This is a genomic window from Tumebacillus amylolyticus (assembly GCF_016722965.1).
Lineage (GTDB): Bacteria > Bacillota > Bacilli > Tumebacillales > Tumebacillaceae > Tumebacillus > Tumebacillus amylolyticus.
The window spans coordinates 346568-364336 of sequence record NZ_JAEQNB010000004.1; the positions used below are offsets into that span (position 1 = coordinate 346568).

Here is a 17769-nt window from a genome sequence, read left to right on the forward strand (position 1 = left end):
AAAGCGAGGAAGTAGAATGGCACGTCAACTGGCGGGGCAGACCGCAATCGTGACGGGCGCGAGCAGGGGAATTGGCCGCGCCATCGTCCGCAACCTGTTGGAGCTTGGGATCAACGTGGTGGCGGTGGCGCGCAACGAATACGGACTGGAACGGTTGCAAGAAGAGATGCGCGTCGGCAAACGATTGCTCGCTGTGGCGTGCGACATCCGCGACCAATTGGAAGTGGAGCGTCTGTTTGAAGTGGCGTCCGATCGATTTGGCCGCATCGAGATCGTCGTCAACAACGCCGGAGTCGGATCGTTCGCTCCGATCGAAGAGTATGACGAAGTGATGCTCGACGAAATTCTCGATACGAACCTCAAAGCCGTTTTCCATATGTGCAGGGCTGCGTTCGTTCATATGAAACGCAACGGCGGCGGGCAGGTCGTCAACATCGCGGCGCTGCTCGGCATGGAGACGGAGCCGTTTGCTTCGGCGTACTGTGCCTCCAAGTGGGGGGTGATGGGGTTGACGGAAGCTCTGCACCAAGAAGGTCGTCCACACGGCATTCGCGTGGCGGTCGTGGCCCCTGGCACGACCCAGACCGACTTTGCAGGCATCCCCTCGCAGCAGAAGTCGCAGGCGCTGCGCCCCGAAACGGTGGCAGAGGGCGTCTCTTACTTGCTGCAACAGGGCGACGATGCCAAGATGTCGCAATTGGTGCTTCGCTAAGCGCAGGAGAATGTACAAAAAAGAGCCCCGGGCCGCATGGCTTCGGGGCTTTTTTTCGTGGAGCGAGGTGCTCTTACGCTTCGTTCATCGCTTCTTTGAGTTGCTCGTAGCGAATCAAGTATTGCTCCAAGTTGCGCTGCAGGTCCGGCGTGAGCACGAACTCGAGACCGAATTCGAAGATGCCTTCCTTCAACTGCACGCGGCGCACGATGCCCTTGCCGGCAAAGTTGCTGGCCGAACCGAGGGTGAAGTCGAGCTCCATGCCTTCCTCGATGTACTTGTCCGACTGGAAGCGCAGGCCGCCCGCGGAGATGTCCATGACCGTTGCGTTGAGTTCGTTCTGGTCGATTTTGACTTTCGCCGGCAAGTTGACGTCATAGCGTTGGTGCTGACGACGGTTCAACAGCGACGTGTCACGGCTCGGCTTGATCATGAGAATCCGTTCGTCGATGGTGCCGATGACCGTGGACTGGAAGGTGAGGATCCCGTTTCTATGGTAGATGGTTGCCGTCACTGGGTCGCCGATGGTGAAGTTGGAATCGGCCGGGAACACGACATCGAACAATTCGCCCTGTTCCAAGAATACTTGACCCATATTGGAATAGTTGGTCGAACTGACGAGAATGTTTGCTCCTTCAAAAATACTGCTCATCGTATTTCTCCTCTCCGCTTATTCGTCGAATAAATCCTCGGCAACGAATAAGGTAGCCATTATTTATTATAATAGCGCAATCTATTAAAGTTGGAAATGACCTAGAGATAAGTTTTTGCGGTCGTGCAAGGGATTTGCCCGCATGACGACCGTTTGGTATACTGTGTGTGTACTGGAAAAAGGCGGGGATACATAATGACGACCAAAGACAACATGCAAAGCAACGAATACATTGTAATCAAAGCGCACGACAACGGCGTCCAAGTGATCGGTTTGACACGCGGACAAGACACTCGGTTTCACCATGCCGAGAAATTGGATCGCGGAGAAGTTTTGATCGCTCAATTTACGGAGCACACCTCCGCTGTGAAGATTCGCGGCAAATCGACGATTCTGACTCGTCATGGTGTGGTCGAGTCCGGCGAGTAGGACGAACGGAGTCTGTGCATGTCAAAACGAAGGAGCAGGCCCGGCAAGGGGCCTGCTCTTTTTTTGTGGACGGGCGCATAGGATGGGGGTAAAGGAGGGAGCCGTATATGTCAAAAGGCATGCTGATCGCGCTCTGTCTCTCCATCGTGCTCGCCCTCTCGCTGTCCCTGCTGCCGGATCAAGCCCTGACGCACTTTGGCGGGACACTTGGCACGGAGAATGCAGAGAACGTGAAACCCGTCATGAAAATGGACGGGGTGGTGAACGAGCTGGATGCACTGAAGTTGACCGGCCGTATGCAAAAAGTGGTCTGGGAGCAGGACAAGCTGACCGTTTGGATGTCGATGCCGCCGACGAGCGTGAGCGGCGTCATTCCGTGGCAAGATAGTTGCAAGATCGCGAGCCGTTTTTTGTCGGGAGCCTCGCTGTACAAGGCTGTTGAGGTCAAGGTGGTATCGAGCGACAAGCCGGATCTCGTGCGCTTCACCGTACACGCCGACGCCGAAGAGATGGCCGATGCGCCCAAGCCCGGCACGGCAGAGTTCGATGCTTTTGTGAAGCGAAAAATGGCGCGGGGATGACTCGCGCTTTTTTTTCTAAAGAAAGTATGGTCGGTCTGAGAAGTTATGTTATACTAATTCGAATCCATATCTACCCCTAAATATCCTTGATTTATCAGGGTTTTCCGGGTTTTCGGTTAGCGAATTGCTAACGTATTGCGAACCTTTACTTAGCTAAAGCGAATTCCATGATGTTGTTGATCTCTTTCGAAACGCCATCACGCATCCGTTCCGTCACGTGGGCGTATACGTTCCCGGTGATCGCAATTGAACTGTGACCAAGCATCTCTTGGAGGGATTTTAGATCAATCCCACTCTCCAGCAGCAGAGTCGATATCGTGTGCCGGATCAGGTGGTTGTGGACACGGACTCCATGCAAGGGGTGATCTACTGGCAGGCGTTTGAATCGCTCGGTGAAACTTCGCCACCATTTTTCAGTATTCACGAGTGGGATTGGAGACCCGTCCGGGCGTGCGAAAAGCAAGTCTAAAGAGGCATCATATGGGGCGCCAGTACGAAGTGCCTTCTTTCGGTCTCTCAGGCGCTCCTCTTTGAGTTCTTTAAGCGCTTTGAGTATCAAGGGTCCAACATGCACGGTTCGCACTCTCTTGCCCTTTGTAGGGCCGAATACGAAGCCTTTGCCGCGTGGGTTGCTCAAACTCTCCCTGAACTGAACTACGCCGTTCTCGAAGTCGATGTCTCTTGAGATCCGCAAGGCCAATGCCTCGCCTCGACGAGCTCCGGTGCCGTACAGGATCAAAGCGTACTTGTAATACTTGTATCCCTTGATCATCTCAAGCAGGAGCTTTGTTTGCTCCGCGTTCAGGTATTTCGGTTCGACCTTCTCCCACTTCGGAGGTTTGACCAGATCGAGAGGATTTCGGTATATGATCTCCTCTGTGAACGCGCGGTTCAGGGCGCTTTTGATGATTGTGTGATTGTTTGCGATCGTCCGCTTGGAGAGACGACCTTCACGGACCAGATCGGCGTACATCTTCTTGAAGTGATGAGGTTTCAGCTCACGTAGAAGGATGTGTCCCATTTTCTGTTGAAACTCTTTTTTGATTGACCGGTAGTTGTCTTGAGTGTTAGGTGTCAGGTTGATCTCGACGTAATCAGTGAACCATTCCTCAAGGTATTGGCCGAACGTGAGATCGGACGGCACGATATACGTACCTTTTTGGAGTTGGTTCAGCCGTTCGTTGAGCGCGAACTGTGCCTCTTTTTTTGTCTTAAAACCACTTTCTTCTTTCTGCCGGCGTTTGTTCGTTTCGGGATCGCGCCCAATGTCGTACTTGATCGTATAATATTTAGATTCGCGGCCGGTTTTGGGGTTTTTCTTTTTGAAGACGATGCCGCTCGCCATAATACTTAACCTCCTTATGTGAGTTTGATTGGTGTATTCCTATTTTACCAATTTCGCAGAATTATGGTAGAATAGAACATGAGTTTGTTTTGGTGTGAAAGGGGCTGCCGGTTGGCGGCCTTTTTCTTTTTTTTGATTTGACGATAAGCGACACAGCATCATAATTTAGAAGGATTTTTATTTTATGAAATTGAATAAGTCAACATCATACATATTTGAGAGGGTGACCCTATTGGGGTAGAAATCAAGAATCACGTGGGGCAGATTATCGTGAGGGCATTTGGTAGGGGAACTTTAAACTGGAATTCAGTAGGGGGCTTTTGGAAATGAATAATTTACTTATTTTAGGTTCTTTCGCTTTCGTTGCGATTGGTCTGTTCGTTACATTTGCCGGATGGAACAAGCGAAGTCAAAAAGAAAATAGTAAGCTTCTGGCGGCTACTGTTTTCTTCGTTTTTACAGGTTTTGTTTTTGTAAAGACTGGTGGAGATAACGGTGGATATGTTGTAAGTGATGGATCGGGAACAAAACAAACGACCAGTGTCAATGCAGGCGCTGGTAAATTAGAAACCAACACCAGTACGCCGGCGTCTGATTCGAAATCAACCTACAGCCCGGAGAACCCTGTTTCCGACCAGTTTCTCAAGGACTATCTCGCTTACATGAACGGGACGTATCAGAAGGTCAAGCGCAAAATAAATTCTGGCCAACGGATCGGCACTGTAGAGTGGTCACAATTCCAAAATGAACTCGGTCTGGAAGTTGGGCAAAAACGAAACGACGACATAGGATACGAAACAAACTTCCAAAAGGAGAAGCCTGACCAACTAGAAAAACGAAGCGAAGTGTCGATAGTATGGTCATGTCTGTCTGATGTGATCGGCAGGGCGGGACTGTACTTAGAAGACCCAACTACCGTACAAGATCTCCAGCAGTCAGAGAAAGAATATGAAGCTCAATACCAGAAAGCTATGAGTTACTTCTAGGGTTGAGTGGTGAATTATTGAATAGCAGTTGAGGTCGCCCTCGCAGGCGGCCTTTTTTTTTCGCGAACTCTAGAGACATCGCTTGTTGATACGAAATTTGGAAATCGTCTATAATGATAGACACGATCTGTTAATGTGAGGTGAATTTTTTGGACGGGGTTGCGTTCGGAAGACGGGTCAAAGAAATCATCGAGGACTTAGTAGAAATGGCAAAAGAGGATGGGCAAAAAGCATTAATTGAAGAGTACGTCCAATCAATTGCCGACGAAATACGAATGAGTACCAGGACAGTAAAAAGCATCCTCGCAGGGGATCGACCGGTCACAAAGATTTCTGAACAGGAACTTATTGCTAAAGCCATTGGCCTACCTCTCGCGAGGATTCTGCAATTGGATACCTGTAATCTCTTGGAAAGACTTGAAACGCTTTTAAAAGCTGACTGCACAGAAGAAGAGATTGCGGAAGCACTCGCAAAAGCGAATACCCTTTATAAACGAGCTGTTGGCCGAACTGAACGTTGCATTTGCCTCAATCACTTGGGCAGAGCACAGTTCAAAGCTGGCTTCACTAACGATGCCCATGTCACTTGGAAAGAAGCTTTTGACTTAGCGGTTAAGCTTGCGAATCCAGACCTTACTTTCAAAATTTGCAATAACCTTATGATCACATCTCTTAGAAAAAGGCGGTATTCAGACTTCGAGAAAGTACTGGATCAGGCTGAACCATTGCTGGAAGGTGATCAAGAACGGATCGGCAGACTTTACTATTTCCGCGCCAGAGTAGCTATCCAGTGTGATGAGATCAGAGAGGCCAAGGAGCACCTTCTCGCTTCAATGGATCACTTGACCATGACGAGTGATAGATTCATGATCGGCGATGCCCAACACAATTTAGCTGAATATGAACTAAGATACGGGAGTCAAGAAAAGGCAATCGAATACTTTGAAGAGGCTGTTCATAACTTGGAGTCGGCACCAATTTTCCAGAAGCTCATGACAACTCAAGCCTATGCTGACGCCTTATATAAAATCGGGAACATTATTAAAGCACGCCAGATCGCACTTGAAAGTATTGAACTTATGGGACCATACCCATATCACGACATAAAGGCGCAGTTTATGATGCTGATCTCCCGAATTGACAATAATCCAGAAGCCGCTGAAAAGGCGTTTTTCCTGAAGGTAGGTACCGACGTGAAGTTGCAACTTAGTGAATTCTTACTCGACTTTTATCTAAGAGTAGGTGACGCGTCGAAGGCTCTATATTATCATGAAGTTATGCTTGAATTAAAAGACTACAATAGGAGGTAGATCAGATGAAGAAAGTAATCATGGCCGCACTAATTCTGGTTATAGCGTTTTCCGCAAGCACATCCATTGGAAAAGCAAAAATCAAAGCTGATTGGAAGGACCCGCAGCCGATGGGGATCACAATTACAACTTCGACGACAAAATAAATCTAAACCCCCTTCTAACGAAGGGGGTTTAACTTTTGCACAAGAAAATGAGCTGTGCAACGACTTCATAAAAATGGGTTCAAAGAATTTGGTGGATACTTTAAGATGGTGCTAATAGATACAAAGGTGTTGGAGGAATATTATGATTATGGAATCTCCAAATCTGGATGCCGTCACAACTGTGTCCGAGTTACTGAACAATGATCAAATTGATCCGTTAACCAAAGCAGTCATCGCTGAACTTGATCGAACAAGACCCAGCGAAAAGAAAAGCGCATAAAATAACCCCCTCGAAGATTGAGGGGGTTATTTGTTTCCCATATTGTCCCTAACATGTTTCTTTAATCCTAAGATGAAATGCTGACTATCCTCTTCAGACATCTCAGAGCCATCTGCATTGCGGATAAGGCCTTTTTCAAACTTAGAAATTACTTCCAGAACAGTTTCCCACATATTGTTCTGATTTTGTGGAGACGGGTCATCGGTAAAACCAACAACCCATGCGGGGTTGACTTCATACAGACCCGCTAGTAGCTTGATCGTTTCATTATCAGGAATGCTCACGCTTTTCTCGTATCCGCTGAGCGTTTTGTTATTAATATTTGTACGTTCCTTCACTTGAATCTGTGTCAAGTGCTTCCACTCTCGTGCCCTCTTTAATCTATCCCCGATAGAAGACATCAAAATCCCACCTTCCAAGAAAAAGAATACCATGATTCCTAAAAACAAAGAAAAAAATCCTAGAAAATAAGAAAAACCGTTGACTTCCTAGAAACTAAGAATTATGATGTTCTCACAGGGTTCTTAGAAACTAGGAATGAGTGAGGTGATTACCAATGCGTATGCATGAACGACTCGCCGCGTACCTTGCAACAAACGGACTCAAGAAGAACAGCGTTGCGAAGAGTGCCGGGGTCAATGAAGGGCGGTTTTATCGCCTTTTAGATGGTTCGACGCGAATCACTGTCGATGAATACGAAGATATCTGTAGAAAGGCGTTAGGAGTTCATCCTCAGTTTTTTTATGGGGAAAATTTCTTAGAAACTAAGAAATCGGAATCTGTTAGCGCATCATAATAAAAAGTTCGCTCTACTAATATAGCAAATCTTGCTAGATTCGCAGAGAGAACAACTGTTCGAGAGGAGGATTCCGGTGTCCACAAACATCATCAACCGCTGGCAAAAAACCTCAGAGGCTGTGCTGGATCGTGTGATGGAAGGCCTAAAGAACAACGAAGACCTGACCAAACTCGCTGTCTTCATGAGCGCAACCGCTGAAATGTTCCGCGAAGCACATTTGCCGCCGATGGTCTACATGGCCTCGATCGAGGAGATCGCGGAGATCCACGGATGCAATCCGGCGCACATGCACGAGATCGCGAACCACGGTGACTTTCCGCTTGTACACACCGGCTCGAAAAAAGTCAATCTCGCAGCATACGCGGAGTGGACCATGAAGCGTCGTTATATCAAAGAAGACCTCAAAAAAATCAAGGAAGATAAAGAGCGGCAGAGGCGCTCGAATCGATCAGCCTAAACCCACAAACCAAAAGGATGTGATCTCATGAACATCGATGGAAAAAAGCTTCAACAGCTTCGTAAAAAAGCAGGCCTGTCGCAAGACGCGCTGGCCGACGGCATCTGTTCTTCTTCGCTGATCTCCAAGATCGAGCGAGGTCAGGCGAACGGGTCCAGCAAGTTCCCGAACCTGCTGGCGGATCTTGCCGCAAAATTGGATGTCCCGGAATCGGAGCTGATCGTAGAAGAGGAAGTCGTCGCCGTGACACCTGTAGTAGAACTCCCGGCACCGGCATCCGCGGAAGTCGCTCAACAAGAACCCGATTTTGAGCTGGATATCTCGCAACCGCTCGAAGAAATGATCGCAGCCGCAATTCGTCACAACCGTTCGACTCATCAAAAGCAACTTGGACGGAACGAGCGCAATGCCTGGTTGTTCGTTAACGGCTTTGTGCACAAAATCGACCATATCCTCGAGGAGTTCAAGGAACGGGCGCACAACTATGACCCGCTCATGATCGAGTTGATGGAGAAGGGGATGCGATACGTTGCAAAAGCGATGGCGCTTCGTCTTTCCCAGTGCGAGGCGAAGACTGTGCAACAACTTGTGCGTGAGAGCTACCTGCTTGACGTCGCGCTTGCTCACCGGAACCGGAACGATGCTCAGCGCTACTACAACAAGTTCTATGAAGAGGATCGCGCGCTTCGCCGCCAAGCGGTCGAGGAGTTGGGCGGTGACCCGATCAGCGATCTGGCCGAAATCACTTTGCTCAATTCCTGCCAGAGCTGCAACGGGATGAAGCGTGAACGGGGATGCAGCGTCTTCACGGCAATGCAAGGCCTGAACATTCCGGAATGGGAGCCCGATCATCCGTTGTGCCCCTATGCCGGCACTGGCGTAGTTAATCTTGCGGACACCGCTTAAGGTAAGTGCTGTCCGATGTATAAACAAACCCCAACACGATTGAAAGGGTGAAAACTTGATGATCGATGGAAAATTCCTTGCGCAACGTCGCATGCAAATGTTGCTTTCTCAGACAGAGGTTGCCAAAGGCATTTGCACACCGAGTATGTTGAGCCAAGTGGAAAACAACAAGGATCAACTGTCGTTCGAGAAGATGAAGCAACTCTGTGAACGTTTGAATTTGGAGTTGGAAATCAAGCAAGGCCCTCTTCCGGTGAAACAGGTGAAGTACATGAAGCGAAGCGACCTTGTAACGATTTTTGAGCATATCCAAAGTCAAGCCCCAGTCTGTCAAAGCGCAACAGAGTTTGGTGAGCACGTGATCAAGTTGCTTCGTGAACAAAATCTAATCAACGCGTTTGATGCTGAACGATTGTGCTGGGACATCCGATTCCAACGCTTGTCACCGTATAAAGTAGGTGAAGTTCGTTGCGCAAGCAAATCCAGCGTCCATATACGGAGTCTGACTTGGAGTACCTGTGCCGGTTCCACGAACATGACGGATACCGTACCGTCGCGGCGGCATTGAGCGCGATCCGGGCAATGTCAACCGGAAGCTGCAGGAGCTGAAAGCGAAAGGGCTCTACCATCATTACAAAAATCTCAACAAACACTGGGTGTGAGAAAATGACCAACTTGGAAGAGATCAAGCGAGTAACGGTCTGCAAGCTCTACATGTCCGGCGTCGAGTTTTTCGTCATCGCGTTGGGGGAGAGGATTGATGGTTTAGAGGTCCTTGTCGATGAGTCAGGTGCTACCTACCACGTCATCCGTCATCGTGTCCGCCCGACTACTTCAACCCGATCCGAAGATCTCATCCAGCAGTGGATCAACGCCCGCAAGAAGGGTGGTGTAGGCAATGCAGTTGCAGATGTTGGTAGACGGCAGGAAGATCCGGCGGGCGCGCCAAGCGAAGGGCCAATTCCTCTGGGAACTGGCGGCGGGTTCGTGCAGCGAGACGATGCTCCTGCAAGTGGAGTTCAACAAGGCCCGAGCTTCGGAGCATTTGCTCAAAACGCTGGCATGCAAATTGGACTTGCGATTGGATGAGTTGCGCCCAGAGGTGTAATTCCGGCGCGAGCGAGAGGGGGTGAAGGGGATGGAAGGATTTGTGCAGGTAGCAATCGCGTTGCAACAAAACCCGCCGGGTAACTGCATCATCTGCGGAGCCGCGGCGAAGGTGCTGGTTTTCGGACCGTCGCAGGTCCGTGTGAAATTCTGCAAACCGTGTCAGCAGGTCGTTTCGGAAATGTTGGTCACCGATTTGGACGGCCAAGTTGATTGGCCTGACAGCGAGGACGAGGAGCCCGACGATGATCACGATGGGCTCGATGATATTGACTACGAAGACGAGGGGGAATGAACCATGCAACAACCGCAATTCAAGAAAGTCAACATCCCGTTCCAGTGCTCCTACACTTGGCCGGATGGTCAAGTTGCAGAGGGTGATGAATTTGAAACTTGGGACGGCGTGATCGATCGGATCTGCGAGCGCGGACCGTACACTGAGTTTCACATCAGCGGCCGTTCTGGTTTGACACTGATTGTCGGCCCTTACACGAATGGGTACATCCTCGCGATCCCGACTTACTCCGTCGTGCTCGACCTTTCTTTCCCGCAAGACCTGTTTTACAACAAGGAAAAAGCCACACGGTGTGAACACGGCAACATCATCGATCAAGTAACCGCGGTCTACGCATTCAAGGCGCTGGCGGATGCAGGTTTGTATGAGGTCTCTCCCGACCATGAAGTTCCCGTGGACGAATCCGGCGAGTATTTCGTCTTTGATTCCGGTAAGGAGGTCTCCTGATCATGCCCAAACAACTTTCCGAAACCGTCCGTTTTGCCCTCCGCGCCAAGAAAGCCAAGCGCGAGTACAAAGACCGACTCGATACCGTCCAGACCATTATGAAAAACCTGCGTTGCGGAGTGAATCGTGCCTGCGACACGTTCCTCGCCCGGAAATACCCGCACGGCAACGTGCCCGACGACGTGATCGCAGACATCAACGACATCCGAAAGGAGTTGGCTACCAATGCTGCAACCGAACAAACCGCAGGCGCATGATCTTGTTTTGCGGGAAGACCACGACGCCTTTGAACGGGCACTAGAATGCATCACCCAGGCCGGTGCACTCGCACAAACCCGAGTGAAAAACTTCCTCGCTGACGGCGACGTGGGTGAGATCGAAGACATCACGAACACCCTGACCCGCACGTTCGGCGTTCAGGTGCGCGCGGTCTTGGGGATGATCGAGAAGGCTCGTGCTGTTCGTTCCGGAGTCCCGTTCGAAGCTGTGCCCCGCGAAGTTTCGAAGTATCCCCATGTAGCGCTGGCCGAATGCGTTTTGCCCGAGGATTACCCCAGCGCCATGAAGCTCTATAACACGATGCTCGACGGATCGGCGGAATTCCACGCCCGACTTCGAATCTGGGATTTGGAAAATGCTCAACCCCTCGCGCATCAGCTCAGCGACGCGGTCGACGACCTGTTCCGCATGCAGCGGGAACGGAGCGCCTTTGACCGCGGTGTCCGGCAGGAGCGCGATCGCACCGCCGGAGCTTCTAGTGAGGTTGCACTAGTCGAGGGGGCAACGGCGTGATCCACGGTCTGCAAATTCTCCCCTCTGGTCATCTGTTGGGATATGCCGAAGACGCTGGTGGTGAGCCGGATGCTTAACTTCGATGCCGACCACCTCCGCCAGATCTCGTTGAAGCATGCGATGACCCTCCGCCTAGATGATGCGCATTATCTGCTTCGCGCCGCCAATGAAATTGACCGCCTCCAAGCGGAAAACCGACGCCTGATTGCATCAAGAACCGCGAAGAACATCACATCCTCGCAACTTATCGAGTTACTCCAAGAAACCCTTTTCGATGACTCTGAGATCGGTGTTTCAGAAGAGTACACGGGAACTGGTGTAGGAGTTGCTCTTTGGGTCGCTGACCCGCTCGTTGCGAAAGCAATTCTGGATGCTGCAGACGTTGGCGAGGACGGTGAACCCAATGTCTAACATCGACACCGACGAGTTGCGCGAGATCGCCGATGCACTGGAAGAGATGAGCAACAACCATTTCGGAGCTTCTTCCGTGAATGCTACTAAACTCATGCAAGCCGCCGACGAGATCGACCAGTTGCAAAAGGTTGTTGATGACATCGCAGTCGCTGCCCTCAACCTCGTTGCTAGCGATCGTCCTCTTCTCGAACTTCTGTCCAACCAAATCGAGGAACTCCGCAATGACAAGAAGTACCTTGAAATGCGCAAGCGGCACTACGAGGTCTGTCTTGGCGTCGCTGAGATGGATGTGGCTGAGTACAAAGAACAGATCAAAGCCGCCCTTGCCTTGCTACCTGCAACCACATCAGATACTGTGCTGGACATCCAAATCTGGCATGCCGTTTCGATCCTTAAGCAAGCTTTGGGCGATGAAGAGGAAGGTGATCACGATGATCATGACTCGACTTCCGATGATGTATGATCGCGACCTGTCGAAGCTGTTGGGTCAGACACCGCCCCCGCTCAACTTCGCGAAGCGCGACCCGTGGTGGTGCCCGAAGATGAACTGTGCATCGAACGAGGACGGCGTCTGCCAGCTCTACTACGCAGACGAGATGCCCGCCGGTGCGCAGCCGGATGATTGCCTCGACTATCGCCCGGACGAGGAGAAATGTGAGAACTGTGGAGGGGACTTGATTGTCACCCGCGACTTGTACGCTTCCGATCTCGACGGACGACGCGGTGTCATGCGGGACGTCAAAACCTGCACTTCATGCTGGGATGTGGCCGGACCGTGATCCCGACCAACGTAAAAAGGCCCGACGCGGCAACGTCGAGCCTTGGGCGAGAAAACCGCCTGAAAAACATTCGTACTTGCAGTGTACCACGGCTGAAAAATCCAATCAACGGAGGTCTATCCTCATGACTCAACAACAAAACCAACTCGTCCCGATTCAAATGGGCGGTCACCTGCTTGGCCGTATGACGTCGGACGGCAAGCACATTGAAGCGGTGCGCGGGAAAGTCGCGCTCTCCGAAAAGCAAGGCGAGTTTGTCATGATCCAAGAAAAAGCCATGACGACGGCTAAAGGGTTTCAAAAGCTGAATACCATCGCTGGCGTTTCTATCATCACTCCGTCGACATTAACTGCTCCGATCGACGGCGAGGTGAGAGAAGTCCCGAACCCGTTCCCGATTATTGACCCGGCCAGCAAGACGATCAGCAAAGTATGGGTCCGCAAGACAGCTATTGGCTTTAGCCCGATTGGCAACCTCGTGATCACTCAAGCATCGCTGCTTTACGATATTCGGATGTACTTCATCCAGGACCTTATGAAGACGGTCCAATACAAAGCAGATGCAGGACGGATTTGCACTTTAGACATGCTTGATCCAGAAGAAAGAAAACATATGAGATTTGAAGCTTTTGAAGGTGATTTGGGTATTGCTGTTTTCCTAAATAATAAGGACATCCTCAAAAACATCAATACATTTATCAACAAGAAGCAGTTTGCTGAGCGTAATGCCCAAACGATTGCCGAGCGTCTGGTTATGAGCAAACATCCGGCGCTTGCGTTCCCTTACATCGATGAGTATGTTCAGCCCGGTCCGGAGAAGCAACGTTTCGCCAACGTGGAGTTGTGGGGCTGGCGTCATGGACTGACCCGTCAGCAGATGGAGCAAGTTGCTCAGCAAGCCGAACGGGGTGAAGAGATCCAACTCGATGGAATCAAAGTCGTGAAACAAGAGGTCTTTGTTTCCGAACAGGAACTTGTGGAATTTGCTAATCAAGAGCAGGAAAGCGACGAGTACTCTTCTCCCGACCTGTCTGAAGAACTCGAGAAGGGGCTGACGTTCTAATGAAACCCATCCAAAAAATCCACATGCAAAATATGAAAGGGAACACATTGACCCGCGTGCTGTCCGGCATCGATTGCTTCACCGGCACCAACGGAGCAGGTAAGAGCTCCCACCTCGAAGCTGTACAGATTGCCCTTCTTGGCTACGCTCCGGTGAAGGGCAAGAAGCCCGCGGACACCTTCGAGTTCTCCAGCAGCCTGAACTCGATGTCGGTTGGCCTTGAAATCGATGGGTTCAGTTTCTCCCGAAGCTTCACCCGTGCCGTCAAGATGTCGAAGGGGGTGCCGGAGGTCAAGATTTCGCAGACCTTGAGCATTTCCCCCTCCCGTGGGGAAAGCAACGACACCGAGAAAAAGGCCCGAGTCGCTGCGGAGGTCGGGAACTTCCCCGTCATGCTGGACTTCAAGGAATTTCTCAACCTGTCCGACGCAAAACGGCGTGATTTCATGTATTCCCTCGTCGGCCAAGGGAACACGTGGGATAAAAAGCGCGTGGCTGAACACTTTGACGATCTCCTCACACACGAGCTGGAGATTCGCCAGCCAGACACATATCTGATCCTGCAAGAAACCATTTCCCGTTCTCTAGAGGAGTACCAGGACGAAATGACGATTGACGAAGGTCTGATCGCAATCATCGGGTACGTCACGGACCAACTCTCGCTCTGGAAGTCCAAGGCGCGTGACACCGAGGGCGCGATCCGGGTTGCAACAGAACAGAAGAACGAACTCGAGCAAACGGATCGGAACATCAAAGAGAACGAGGCTCGCCTGACGGAGCTACGCGATAAGTTGCTGTCCTTGTCTACCAAGATCGCAGAAGACGGCCAAAAGAAACGGATCATGGATCAGCGAGCCGAACGCATGCAATGGCTCCAAGACTTGATTCAAAAGCTTAAGGATCAGCCACCTGTCTCGATAGACTCCCTCGAATCGGAGATCGCGATGTTGGAAGGGCAAATGGACCACACCAACGATCAAGAGGAATACGATGCTCTGTCGTCCGAGAAAAAGGCAAAGCAAGGTGAACTGGAAGCTCTACGGAAAACGATCAGCCTTATGGATGCCGAAGGCAGCAAGCTGAATGCAGAGATCGCTTCGATTCAGCAGACGCTGGACACCATCGATAAGAACAAGGGTGTCTGCGTGATTCAGCATCAGATCAAGTGTGACAAGGATTTCACCGCATATCAGACCGATGCAGCACTACAAATCAAGGAACGAACTGACCGTGGTTCCGAACTCTGGCAAGAACGTGAAGAAGCTCGTTTGCAGGGGGAACAACTGGTTACCCGCATCAGCGAGATCGAGCAACTCATGAGTGAGATTATGCGCCGTACCCAACAGCGTCAGAAGGAGAATCAAGCGCGTTCCAACCGCGTCACTGCCCTCAACAAGCAAATCAACGAGATCAACGCTGCTGAGAAGAAGCGTCTCAACGATTTGGATGCCGCTCAAAAAGAGTACGACACGCTGTTTACGGCCCCTCCCGAGACGATTGGTGATCTCACGTTGATGGCAGAGCTTCGCGCCGGTTACGAGCAGGAGATTGCAAAACTTGAACGAGTTCTTCCGGAACAACGTAAATCCCGCGATCTGCTCCAGCAATCCCGACGGACGATCATGGACAACATGAAGGCCGAGTACAAGCAGCAGGCGTTCGAGATGGTCAAGCAAGCCTTGGGGCCGAAGGGCATTCAGGGTGAAATCGTCAAGACGATGCTCGACCCGTTGCGTGACGACATCAAGGGCAACCTCGCCGCTCTGGGCATCCACCGCGATGTCTTCTTCCAGACCGAGTCCGACACAGGGCAGGAAGTCTTCCGCTTCGGCTGGATGAACGGTGATCAGCGTTGCCACTTCGACACGCTCTCGACTGGCCAGCAACTCATGTTCCTGATCGCCTTCCTCGTTACCGTCATCGACCGTGCAAACCCACCGGTGAAAGTGCTGGCGGTGGATAACATCGAGAATTTGGACGAGCAGAACCTTCAATCGGCGCTGATGGGCCTGTTGTCGCTCAAGTTTCGCCTCGACAACATCCTGATCGCGGGCGTCATCGATCCGAAAATTGCCCGCAATGCTGGTTGGACGGTTCATGAGATTCCGCCGCGGAGTGCTTTGGAAACAACTAACGCGGCGGACGCAATGACTAGCCAAAAGGAGAGCGAAGACCTTGAGTTCTGAGAAGAAGGGTTTGCGTTGGAATTCTGACTTGTCCGATTTGACCAGAATCCTTGAGATGCAAAAGTCCGCAGCTAGATGTTTGGATCGCATGCACGGAGTCATGGTCCGCATGGAAGAGAATGAGGAAGCGGATGTGTTACTCGCGGCTTACAGACTCATGAGTAAATACGCTGAACAAACGAGCAACATCATTGTCGAGGAAGTCTTAGAAATCAATGGAGGTGGGAATGCAGATGCTCAACGGTTTGAATCCAGCCCAACACCAAGCGGTCACATCCAGTAGCAAACGCATCTGCGTCCTCGCCGGCGCGGGAACTGGGAAGACGAAGACTCTGACCTCCCGGATCGCGTATCTAAACGACGAACACAGGATCGGGACCAGCGGCATGCTGGCCCTGACCTTCACTCGCCTCGCCGGATTGGAGATGAAGGAACGCATCGCATCCCTCGTCGGGGAGCAGAAAGCAAAAGAGATGTTCTGCAATACATTCCACGCCTTCTGTGTGACCGCTCTCCAGCGGTACGGCAACCGCCTTGGACTGGAACCGAACTTCACCATTTACGACCCCGAAGACCAAGAGTCCGTAGTCGAGCAGGTGATTAAGGATCTCAAGGTCAAAGCGAAGGTCGCTGACGTATTCCTTGACATCAACTGCTTCATTCGTGGTGAGGAGAAATTCAAGTCCGAGGCAACCCGCTTGGCCGCGACTGAGTACAAGTACCGCCTCAAACGGAACAACGCAATCAGCCTTGACGAACTCTTGCTTCGGACCCTGATCCTCTTCAAGCAAGAGGCCGTCGCCGAATACTACCGCGAGTCGTACCCCTACGTCTTCGTCGACGAGTTTCAGGATACGGACGAAATTCAGTGGGAAATCATCCAACTCTTCCGTCCCAAAAACCTGTTGGTCGTTGGGGATGACTTTCAAGCAATCTACGGTTGGCGCGGTGCGCGCGTCGAGAACATCCTCGAGGTCGCGGAAGATCCGGCGTACGAGGTGGTCAAGCTTGAGCAGAACTACCGCTCCACGTTGCCGATCGTTGATGCCTCAAACTCGCTGATCAAGCACAACACCAAGCAAACGGAAAAAGTCCTTGTCACCGACCGTCCGGGCGATCCCGTAGTGACACTGCTCGACTTCGTCAACGAGGAACAAGAGGCCGCGTACATCGCCGATCACGTCATGCAACATCGCCGTGCTGGTGGTAAGTTCTCTGATGTCGCGGTCCTTGCCCGGACGAACCGCCAACTATCTCTCGTAAAAGACAAACTGCGAGAAGGCGCAATCCCGGCTTTGATCATCAGCAAGGACTCTGACCCGCTCGCCAAGCCTGACGTCCAGAAGTTGCTCAAGTACATCGCCTACATGATCAACCCGTCAGACGAGCGTTCGTTACGGAGCTGCATCAACTTCCCAGAACGACGGATCACGGACTTGCAGATGTCCGGCGCGGAAGTGGATGCGGGGTTTGGTAAAAGCCTTCGTGAGGCAATGGAAGATCAGGCACCCAAGTGCCGTAACTTCTTCAACCAGATCGATGCGACGACCCGGAACGGTGACAACAACTCGTTTTGGAGTGATGACGCATGGCTGGTAATACAGGGATGTGCCTTTGATCTTGGCCTCAAGGACTTCTACACCGACCATAGCTTACAAAATCGCTATGAGGATGTACGGGCGGGCTTGACCTTCGCCCAGCGCTGGTGCAACCAGCAACACGCTGCCGGTGAGCGCGCAGATATCCAAACCTTCATGAAATGGATTCACATCCGCGATCTGCAGGATTACTACCAACGAGATGTCGACGCCATCCAACTCTTCACGATCCACGGCTCCAAGGGTTTGGAGTTTGACACCGTGATCATGGTCGGCATGAACCAAGGAACATTCCCGTCGAAGCGATCGATGAAGACCGACCCCGAGGAAGAGCGCAGGTTGGCATACGTCGGCGTGACGCGGGCGAAGCGTCACTTGATCCTGACGCGACCACAAACGACTTTTGGATACGGCAAGATGACGGAACACGAGCCGTCGCAGTATATCCGTGAGCTGGGGCTTGCGGTGCAAGTATGAACAGATAG

25 protein-coding genes are annotated in these 17769 nt (G+C 51.3%); 22 read left to right on the forward strand and 3 right to left on the reverse strand.

Features of this window, described 5'->3' with window-relative positions:
• Window positions 1-16: 16 nt before the first annotated feature.
• Window positions 17-712: an SDR family oxidoreductase gene (locus tag JJB07_RS14530; protein WP_201636267.1), complete on the forward strand. Its 696-nt coding sequence runs from the start codon at window positions 17-19 to the stop codon at window positions 710-712.
• 73 nt (window positions 713-785) lie between these two features.
• On the opposite strand, the gene JJB07_RS14535 is transcribed toward JJB07_RS14530, so the two are convergent.
• On the reverse strand, window positions 786-1364 hold the full coding sequence (locus tag JJB07_RS14535) for a flagellar brake protein (RefSeq protein WP_201636269.1): 579 nt from the start codon (window positions 1362-1364) through the stop codon (window positions 786-788).
• 195 nt (window positions 1365-1559) lie between these two features.
• Between JJB07_RS14535 and mtrB the strand changes: the two genes are divergently transcribed.
• Entirely contained in the window at window positions 1560-1793 is a 234-nt protein-coding gene (gene mtrB, locus JJB07_RS14540; protein ID WP_201636271.1) for a trp RNA-binding attenuation protein MtrB, read from the forward strand.
• Between the two features lie 107 nt (window positions 1794-1900).
• On the forward strand, window positions 1901-2374 hold the full coding sequence (locus tag JJB07_RS14545; RefSeq protein ID WP_201636273.1) for a hypothetical protein: 474 nt from the start codon (window positions 1901-1903) through the stop codon (window positions 2372-2374).
• A 145-nt stretch (window positions 2375-2519) separates the two neighbouring features.
• Here JJB07_RS14545 and JJB07_RS14550 read toward each other — a convergent pair whose 3' ends face one another.
• Entirely contained in the window at window positions 2520-3719 is a 1200-nt protein-coding gene (locus JJB07_RS14550) for a tyrosine-type recombinase/integrase (RefSeq protein WP_201636275.1), read from the reverse strand.
• A gap of 326 nt (window positions 3720-4045) precedes the next feature.
• On the opposite strand from JJB07_RS14550, the gene JJB07_RS14555 reads away from it, so the two are divergent.
• The 3 genes from JJB07_RS14555 (at window position 4046) to JJB07_RS14565 (ending at window position 6161) form a co-directional block, all read left to right on the forward strand.
• The gene (locus JJB07_RS14555) at window positions 4046-4705 is read left to right on the forward strand and encodes a hypothetical protein (RefSeq protein WP_201636277.1); all 660 of its coding nucleotides are present in this window, start codon (window positions 4046-4048) and stop codon (window positions 4703-4705) included.
• A gap of 149 nt (window positions 4706-4854) precedes the next feature.
• Window positions 4855-6015, forward strand: a complete 1161-nt coding sequence (locus JJB07_RS14560) for a hypothetical protein (RefSeq protein ID WP_201636279.1) — start codon at window positions 4855-4857, stop codon at window positions 6013-6015.
• A 5-nt stretch (window positions 6016-6020) separates the two neighbouring features.
• On the forward strand, window positions 6021-6161 hold the full coding sequence (locus JJB07_RS14565) for a hypothetical protein (RefSeq protein ID WP_201636281.1): 141 nt from the start codon (window positions 6021-6023) through the stop codon (window positions 6159-6161).
• 306 nt (window positions 6162-6467) lie between these two features.
• On the opposite strand, the gene JJB07_RS14570 is transcribed toward JJB07_RS14565, so the two are convergent.
• On the reverse strand, window positions 6468-6842 hold the full coding sequence (locus JJB07_RS14570) for a helix-turn-helix domain-containing protein (protein WP_201636283.1): 375 nt from the start codon (window positions 6840-6842) through the stop codon (window positions 6468-6470).
• A gap of 161 nt (window positions 6843-7003) precedes the next feature.
• Here JJB07_RS14570 and JJB07_RS24525 point away from each other — a divergent pair, with 161 nt between their 5' ends.
• From JJB07_RS24525 to JJB07_RS14650, 16 genes are all read left to right on the forward strand, one after another.
• Window positions 7004-7237 (forward strand): helix-turn-helix domain-containing protein, encoded by a 234-nt coding sequence (locus tag JJB07_RS24525; protein WP_430727229.1) that lies wholly within the window; start codon window positions 7004-7006, stop codon window positions 7235-7237.
• A gap of 76 nt (window positions 7238-7313) precedes the next feature.
• A complete protein-coding gene (locus JJB07_RS14580) occupies window positions 7314-7697 on the forward strand; it encodes a hypothetical protein (protein ID WP_201636287.1) in 384 nt (127 codons plus the stop codon).
• A gap of 27 nt (window positions 7698-7724) precedes the next feature.
• On the forward strand, window positions 7725-8603 hold the full coding sequence (locus JJB07_RS14585; protein ID WP_201636289.1) for a DUF5651 domain-containing protein: 879 nt from the start codon (window positions 7725-7727) through the stop codon (window positions 8601-8603).
• A gap of 58 nt (window positions 8604-8661) precedes the next feature.
• Window positions 8662-9171, forward strand: a complete 510-nt coding sequence (locus JJB07_RS14590) for a helix-turn-helix domain-containing protein (RefSeq protein WP_201636290.1) — start codon at window positions 8662-8664, stop codon at window positions 9169-9171.
• 330 nt (window positions 9172-9501) lie between these two features.
• A complete protein-coding gene (locus JJB07_RS14595; RefSeq protein WP_201636291.1) occupies window positions 9502-9711 on the forward strand; it encodes a helix-turn-helix domain-containing protein in 210 nt (69 codons plus the stop codon).
• Window positions 9712-9741: 30 nt separating this feature from the next.
• Window positions 9742-10005 carry a hypothetical protein gene (locus JJB07_RS14600; RefSeq protein ID WP_201636292.1) on the forward strand — a complete coding sequence of 88 codons (264 nt, stop codon included), beginning with the start codon at window positions 9742-9744 and terminating at the stop codon, window positions 10003-10005.
• 3 nt (window positions 10006-10008) lie between these two features.
• Window positions 10009-10452 carry a DUF6618 family protein gene (locus tag JJB07_RS14605; RefSeq protein WP_201636293.1) on the forward strand — a complete coding sequence of 148 codons (444 nt, stop codon included), beginning with the start codon at window positions 10009-10011 and terminating at the stop codon, window positions 10450-10452.
• A 2-nt stretch (window positions 10453-10454) separates the two neighbouring features.
• Window positions 10455-10709: a hypothetical protein gene (locus JJB07_RS14610; protein ID WP_201636294.1), complete on the forward strand. Its 255-nt coding sequence runs from the start codon at window positions 10455-10457 to the stop codon at window positions 10707-10709.
• The gene (locus JJB07_RS14615; protein WP_201636295.1) at window positions 10678-11244 is read left to right on the forward strand and encodes a hypothetical protein; all 567 of its coding nucleotides are present in this window, start codon (window positions 10678-10680) and stop codon (window positions 11242-11244) included. Before JJB07_RS14610 ends, JJB07_RS14615 begins: the two co-directional genes overlap by 32 nt.
• A gap of 69 nt (window positions 11245-11313) precedes the next feature.
• The gene (locus JJB07_RS14620; protein WP_201636296.1) at window positions 11314-11655 is read left to right on the forward strand and encodes a hypothetical protein; all 342 of its coding nucleotides are present in this window, start codon (window positions 11314-11316) and stop codon (window positions 11653-11655) included.
• Window positions 11648-12121 carry a hypothetical protein gene (locus JJB07_RS14625; protein WP_201636297.1) on the forward strand — a complete coding sequence of 158 codons (474 nt, stop codon included), beginning with the start codon at window positions 11648-11650 and terminating at the stop codon, window positions 12119-12121. The genes JJB07_RS14620 and JJB07_RS14625 overlap by 8 nt, the downstream gene beginning before the upstream one ends.
• Complete coding sequence (locus tag JJB07_RS14630) at window positions 12090-12437, forward strand: hypothetical protein (RefSeq protein WP_201636298.1); 348 nt, start codon at window positions 12090-12092, stop codon at window positions 12435-12437. The genes JJB07_RS14625 and JJB07_RS14630 overlap by 32 nt, the downstream gene beginning before the upstream one ends.
• 124 nt (window positions 12438-12561) lie before the next feature.
• Window positions 12562-13500 (forward strand): hypothetical protein, encoded by a 939-nt coding sequence (locus tag JJB07_RS14635; RefSeq protein ID WP_201636299.1) that lies wholly within the window; start codon window positions 12562-12564, stop codon window positions 13498-13500.
• Window positions 13500-15686, forward strand: coding sequence for an AAA family ATPase (locus tag JJB07_RS14640; RefSeq protein ID WP_201636300.1), 2187 nt, complete (start codon window positions 13500-13502; stop codon window positions 15684-15686). Before JJB07_RS14635 ends, JJB07_RS14640 begins: the two co-directional genes overlap by 1 nt.
• Complete coding sequence (locus JJB07_RS14645; protein WP_201636301.1) at window positions 15676-15969, forward strand: hypothetical protein; 294 nt, start codon at window positions 15676-15678, stop codon at window positions 15967-15969. The genes JJB07_RS14640 and JJB07_RS14645 overlap by 11 nt, the downstream gene beginning before the upstream one ends.
• Complete coding sequence (locus JJB07_RS14650) at window positions 15920-17761, forward strand: ATP-dependent helicase (RefSeq protein ID WP_201636302.1); 1842 nt, start codon at window positions 15920-15922, stop codon at window positions 17759-17761. Before JJB07_RS14645 ends, JJB07_RS14650 begins: the two co-directional genes overlap by 50 nt.
• The last annotated feature ends 8 nt before the right edge of the window (window positions 17762-17769 follow it).

Bases quoted from the DNA above. Each gene is read 5' to 3' on its own strand.
- JJB07_RS14605 (WP_201636293.1), top strand. From the start codon at position 10,009: ATGCAACAACCGCAATTCAAGAAAGTCAACATCCCGTTCCAGTGCTCC.
- JJB07_RS14595 (WP_201636291.1), top strand. From the start codon at position 9,502: ATGCAGTTGCAGATGTTGGTAGACGGCAGGAAGATCCGGCGGGCGCGC.
- JJB07_RS14640 (WP_201636300.1), top strand. From the start codon at position 13,500: ATGAAACCCATCCAAAAAATCCACATGCAAAATATGAAAGGGAACACA.
- JJB07_RS14550 (WP_201636275.1), bottom strand. From the start codon at position 3,719: ATGGCGAGCGGCATCGTCTTCAAAAAGAAAAACCCCAAAACCGGCCGC.
- JJB07_RS14650 (WP_201636302.1), top strand. From the start codon at position 15,920: ATGCTCAACGGTTTGAATCCAGCCCAACACCAAGCGGTCACATCCAGT.
- JJB07_RS14630 (WP_201636298.1), top strand. From the start codon at position 12,090: ATGATCATGACTCGACTTCCGATGATGTATGATCGCGACCTGTCGAAG.
- JJB07_RS14610 (WP_201636294.1), top strand. From the start codon at position 10,455: ATGCCCAAACAACTTTCCGAAACCGTCCGTTTTGCCCTCCGCGCCAAG.
- JJB07_RS14545 (WP_201636273.1), top strand. From the start codon at position 1,901: ATGTCAAAAGGCATGCTGATCGCGCTCTGTCTCTCCATCGTGCTCGCC.
- JJB07_RS14625 (WP_201636297.1), top strand. From the start codon at position 11,648: ATGTCTAACATCGACACCGACGAGTTGCGCGAGATCGCCGATGCACTG.
- JJB07_RS14535 (WP_201636269.1), bottom strand. From the start codon at position 1,364: ATGAGCAGTATTTTTGAAGGAGCAAACATTCTCGTCAGTTCGACCAAC.
- JJB07_RS14615 (WP_201636295.1), top strand. From the start codon at position 10,678: ATGCTGCAACCGAACAAACCGCAGGCGCATGATCTTGTTTTGCGGGAA.
- JJB07_RS14555 (WP_201636277.1), top strand. From the start codon at position 4,046: ATGAATAATTTACTTATTTTAGGTTCTTTCGCTTTCGTTGCGATTGGT.
- JJB07_RS14530 (WP_201636267.1), top strand. From the start codon at position 17: ATGGCACGTCAACTGGCGGGGCAGACCGCAATCGTGACGGGCGCGAGC.
- JJB07_RS14590 (WP_201636290.1), top strand. From the start codon at position 8,662: ATGATCGATGGAAAATTCCTTGCGCAACGTCGCATGCAAATGTTGCTT.
- JJB07_RS14620 (WP_201636296.1), top strand. From the start codon at position 11,314: ATGCTTAACTTCGATGCCGACCACCTCCGCCAGATCTCGTTGAAGCAT.
- mtrB (WP_201636271.1), top strand. From the start codon at position 1,560: ATGACGACCAAAGACAACATGCAAAGCAACGAATACATTGTAATCAAA.
- JJB07_RS14565 (WP_201636281.1), top strand. From the start codon at position 6,021: ATGAAGAAAGTAATCATGGCCGCACTAATTCTGGTTATAGCGTTTTCC.
- JJB07_RS14570 (WP_201636283.1), bottom strand. From the start codon at position 6,842: ATGTCTTCTATCGGGGATAGATTAAAGAGGGCACGAGAGTGGAAGCAC.
- JJB07_RS14585 (WP_201636289.1), top strand. From the start codon at position 7,725: ATGAACATCGATGGAAAAAAGCTTCAACAGCTTCGTAAAAAAGCAGGC.
- JJB07_RS14635 (WP_201636299.1), top strand. From the start codon at position 12,562: ATGACTCAACAACAAAACCAACTCGTCCCGATTCAAATGGGCGGTCAC.
- JJB07_RS24525 (WP_430727229.1), top strand. From the start codon at position 7,004: ATGCATGAACGACTCGCCGCGTACCTTGCAACAAACGGACTCAAGAAG.
- JJB07_RS14600 (WP_201636292.1), top strand. From the start codon at position 9,742: ATGGAAGGATTTGTGCAGGTAGCAATCGCGTTGCAACAAAACCCGCCG.